The sequence below is a fragment of the Pseudomonas sp. NFACC43 genome (genome assembly GCF_900119645.1).
GTDB lineage: Bacteria > Pseudomonadota > Gammaproteobacteria > Pseudomonadales > Pseudomonadaceae > Aquipseudomonas.
Map to the genome: position 1 here is coordinate 1 of NZ_FPKK01000035.1, position 5,383 is coordinate 5,383.

General features: G+C 66.9%; 1 protein-coding gene. It reads right to left on the minus strand.

Annotated features, from left to right (window positions below; translation table 11 throughout):
* On the minus strand, window positions 1-5,383 hold a 5,383-nt coding region (locus tag BT179_RS26170), incomplete at both ends, for a non-ribosomal peptide synthetase (protein WP_143148744.1).

Sequence of the window (5,383 nt, forward strand, 5' to 3'; positions counted from 1 at the left end):
TTGCGATGCTCCACCATCACCCCCTTGGGCAGGCCGGTGGAGCCGGAGGTGTAGATCACGTAGGCCAGGTGGCTGGAATCCAGGCCCGCCACCTGGGGGTTGCCCAGGGACGCTTCCGGCCATTCAGCACGGTCCAGATCGATCACCGGAACCGCCACGTCTGCCAGGCAATGCCGCGTCGCAGCCTGGGTGAGCACCGCCACCGGCGTGCTGTCCTGCAGCATGAAGGCCAGGCGCTCGACCGGATAGGCCGGATCCAGCGGTACATAGCCGGCACCGGACTTGAGGATACCCAGCAGGCCGACAATCATCTCCAGCCCACGCTCGACGCAGATCGCCACCCGGTCATCGGGGCGAATGCCCAGGGACAACAGGTGATGGGCCACCTGGTTGGCCCGGGCGTTGAGTTCGCCATAGGTCAGCGAACGGTCCTCGAACCGCACCGCCAGCGCATCGGGCCGGGCTGCGGCGCAGGCCTCCACCTGCCCGTGGATCAACGCGTCATGGGGGTAGGTCGCCGGCGACGCATTCCAGGTCTCCAGCAGTTGGCGACGCTCGGCCTGCGGCAGGATCCGCAACCCGTTCAACGGGGCCAGCGGCGTTTGCTCCAGTGCCTCGACCAGGTTTTCCAGCACGGTCTGCACATAATTGCAGACCCGCCCTGCACCGATCGGCGCCTGGGCCATGACCGTCAGGTTGAAATCTTCGCCCAGGTCGTCCACCGACAACGTCAGCGGATAGTTGGTGCGCTCTTCGCCATCCAGCACCTGGATACCGTCCCAGGCGGCGATGGCTTCGCTGGTGGCTGTCTGCGCACCGAGATGCCGATAGTTCAGCAGTGCGCTGAACAGCGGCGCCGGTGCGGTCACGCCGCTGCAACGCTGGGCCAGGACCAGCGAGGCGTGCTCGTGCCCCAGCAATGCGGACAAGCGAGCGTGGGTCGCCTTGACCCCGGCCCTTACACCCTGGCTGCCCAGGTCCACCCGCAGCGGCAGGGTGTTGATGAACATTCCCAGCGCCCGGTCGGCGCCCTCGCCGCCCTGCATCCGGCCCAGCAACACCGTACCGAACACCACATCGTCCTTGCCCGACACACGGCCCAGCACCTGGGCCCAGGCCAGGTGATACAGGCTCGCCGCGCTCACCCCGAGCTGCCGGGCCTGGACTCGCAGGCGTTTGCACAGCGCCGCATCGACCCGCTGCCGGACCTCCTCGATCCCATGCCCGTCGCCCTGCACATCCTGCAAGCCGAACGGCAGCGTCGGTTCGCTCACATCGCCGAGCATCTCCCGGAAAAACGCTTCGTGCTCCTCGCGGCTGACGCCCAGTCGCGCCTGGGCCACGTAATTGCGGTAGGGCACCGACGCCGGCAGCGAATGCCCGCGCCCCACCACATGGGCCTCGATTTCCGCGGTGAGCATGCCCAGGGACGTCGCGTCATCCACCATGTGATGGAACAGCAACATGCCCACCCAACGAGCGTTTGCCGCGTCTTCGGCATACCCCAGGCGCATCATCGGCGCCTGGCGGATATCCAGGCGGTAATGACGGGGGTCCAGGTGAGTCCGCAGTTGCTCGGCGATATCCCCCGCCGCCGGGTCCAGCGCCACCTCTTCGAGGCCCAGCGGCGCTTCGCGCCAGACCACCTGCACCGGCTCGTCCAGGCCTTCCCACACCACCGCCGTGCGCAGGATATCGTGCCGGGACACCACGCCTTGCAGGGCATTGGCAAAATCTTCCAGCCGCGAGCGGCTGTCGAAAGCGAACAGAATGTATTGCAGATAGGGGTCGCCCTGGGCGGCGGCGAGGTGGTGATACAGGATGCCTTCCTGTAGCGGAGCCAGGGCATAGATGTCCTGTACGTTGGCCACGCCCCCCGGCACCGTTGCCAGCACACGGTCGATGCCATCCTGGTCCAGGTCGGCCAGGGGCAGCATGTCCGGGGTGATTCGCGAGCAGTCGTCGGGAATGACATTGGCCGGCACGCGGATCTCATGACGGCCGCCCACGGCCGCCGCCAGGGCCGCCAGGGTGGGTTGGCCGAACAGCACGCGCACGTCGGCCGCCAGGTCGATCTGGCGCATGCGCTCGATCAGTTTCACCGCCAGCAGGGAATGGCCCCCCAGTTCGAAGAAATGATCATGGCGACCGACCCGCTCCAGCTGCAGCAGGTCCTGCCAGATTGCGGCGATGGCGGTCTCGATTTCCCCTTGCGGCGCTTCGTATTCGCGGCTCACCACCGCCGACTGGTCGGGCACCGGCAAGGCCTTGCGGTCGAGCTTGCCGTTGGTGGTCAGTGGAAACACCGTCAGCATCACGAAGGCGCTGGGCACCATGTATTCGGCCAGGGAACCCAGCAGCTCTGCGCGCAGCTCGGCCGCCGTGGGAGGCTCGCCTTCCTCGGCGATCACGTAGGCCACCAGGCGCTGGTCGCCTGGGCTGTCCTGGCGCGCCAGCACCACCGCGTCCTGCACCCCCGGACACTGGCCGAGCCGCGCTTCGATTTCCCCCAGCTCGATACGGAAGCCACGGATCTTCACCTGGTCGTCGTTGCGGCCCAGGTATTCGATGCTGCCGTCGGCCAGCCAGCGACCCAGGTCGCCGGTGCGGTACATCCGCGCGTTCGGTTCGGCACTGAACGGGTTGTCCAGGAAACGTTCGGCGGTCAGTTCGTCGCGGTTCAGGTAACCCCGGCTGACGCCCGCGCCGCCCACGTACATCTCTCCCACCACGCCCACCGGCACCGGTTCGCGCTGGGGGTCGAGCACATACAACTGCAGGTCGGGAATGCGCTTGCCGATGGGGCTGACACCGACCCGCTGCGCGTCGTCCGCGCTCAGTGCGTGGTAAGTCACGTGCACGGTGGTTTCGGTGATGCCGTACATGTTCACCAGTTGCGTGCCGGCGTTGATCTCCCGGGCATACCACGGCTTGAGAATGCCGGTTTCCAAGGCTTCGCCGCCGAAGATCACCTGGCGCAGGCTGTGCCTGAGCTCGCTTTCGCCCTGGGCCGCGATCAGTTGGCGGAAGGCACTCGGCGTCTGGTTCAGGACCGTCACCCCCGCCTCGCACAACAGCGCATAGCAATACTGCGGCGAACGGCTCACCAGTTGCGGCACCACCAGCAGGCGGCCGCCGTGGGTCAGCGCGCCCCAGATTTCCCAGACCGAGAAGTCGAAGGCGAAGGAATGGAACAGGGCCCAGACGTCCTGGGGACCGAAATCGAACCAGGGTCGGGTGGCCGAGAACAGCCGCGCCACGTTGCGATGCTCCACCATCACCCCCTTGGGCAGGCCGGTGGAGCCGGAGGTGTAGATCACGTAGGCCAGGTGACTGGCGTCCAGCTCCGGCACATCGGGGTTGTGGGACGGTTGCTGGGCTGGCTCATCGACATCCAGCGGATCGAGCACGATGGCCGGGATGGTCATGGGCGGCAGGTTGTCGCGGCATTGTGGTTGGGTCACCAGGGCCGCCGGACGGCTGTCGTGCAGCATGTAGGCCAGGCGCTCGGCCGGGTAGGCCGGGTCCAGCGGCACATAGCCGGCGCCGGACTTGAGGATGCCCAGCAGGCAGACGATCATCTCCAGCCCACGCTCGGCGCAGATCGCCACCCGGTCATCCGGACGGATCCCCAAGGCCAACAGACGATGGGCCAATTGGTTGGCTTGCGCATTGAGCTGGGCATAGGTGAGCGCCTGGTCCTCGTGGACCACGGCCGTCGCGTCAGGTTGAGTCGCGGCCCAGGCTTCGAATTGGCGATGGATCAGGGCATCCCCGGCGTATTCGACGTCGCAGCGGTTCCAGGCATCGAGCAATTGCTGGCGCTCGGCCGCCGGCAGGATGGACAAGGCCTGCAACGGCGTCTGCGGCGCCTGCTCCAGGGCCTCGACCAGGCTGCCCAGGGCCATCTGCATATAACCGCAGATGCGCGCCGCACCGATGGACGAATCCACCAGGGCCGTGAGGGAAAAATCTTCACCCAGGTCGTCGACGTTCAGCGTCAGCGGATAGTTGGTGCGTTCGTCGCCGTTCAGTGCCTCGATCCCGTTCCAGGCCGAGCGCGCATCCTGGTCCACCACGACCGCGCTGTGCCGGTAGTTGAGCAAGGCGCTGAACAGCGGCGTCGGGGCCGCCACGCCACTGCAACGCTGGGCCAGGGCCAGGGAGGCATGCTCATGGCCCAGCAGGGCCGTCAGCCGGGCATGGGTCGCCTTGACTCCGGCCCTGACATCCTCGGCGCCTACATCCACCCGCAACGGCAAGGTGTTGATGAACATGCCCAATGCACGGTCGGCGCCCTCGCCCCCCTGCAGCCGGCCCAACAGCACCGTGCCGAAGACGACCTCGTGCCGGCCGGACACCTTGCCCAGTACCTGGGCCCAGGCCAGATGCACCAGGCTGGCGGCACTGACACCCAACTGGCGTGCCTGCACCCGCAGGCGCCGGGACAACGCCGGGTCTACGGCCTGGCGGATTTCATCGATACCGTGCCCGTCGCCCTGCACGTCCTGCAAACCGAATGGCAAGGTTGGCTCGTCGATATCGCCGAGCATCTCGCGGAAAAAGGCTTCGTGCTCCGCTTCGCTCGCGCCCAGCCGTGACTGGGCCACGTAGTTGCGATAAGGCATCGCCTCACCCAACTGCGCCCCCTGCCCCAGCAACAGCAGTTGCATTTCATGCTGCATCACGTCCAGGGCCGTATGGTCCAGGGCCATGTGGTGGAACAGCAGGATCGCCACCCAGCGATCCTGGACCTCGTCCCGGGCATGGACCAGTTGCAGCATCGGCGCCCGACGCAGATCCAGGCGGTAGTGCCGCGCATCGAAGCGGGTCGCCAGTTGCGTGGCGACGTCACCGGCGGTGGCCTCGGGCTCGAAGCGTTGCGGCTCCAGCCGCACCTGGCGCCAGACCACTTGCAGCGGCTCGTCCAGGCCTTCCCAGACCACGCTGGTGCGCAGGATGTCATGGCGATCGATCACCACCTGCAACGCCTCGACGAACGCCTCGAAACGCTCGAGCGTATCGAAGGCGAACTGCGATTGAAGCACGTAGGGGTCGCCCTGTTCGGCGGCCAGGTGGTGATAGAGGATGCCTTCCTGCAGCGGCGCCAGCGGGTAGATGTCCTGCACGTTGCGTGCGCCACCGGGCACCGTGGCCACGATCCGGTCAATGGTTGGCTGATCAAGCGCTACCAAGGTGAGCATGTCCGGGGTGATCTGCACACAGTCGGCGGCAATCAGGTTCGCCGGCACCTCGATTTCCTTGCCACTGCCAATGGCGGCCGCCAGGGCCGCCAGGGTCGGCTGGCTGAACAGCACGCGCACATCGGCGCTCAGCCCGGCCTGGCGCATGCGTTCGATCAGGGTCACCGCCAGCAGCGAAT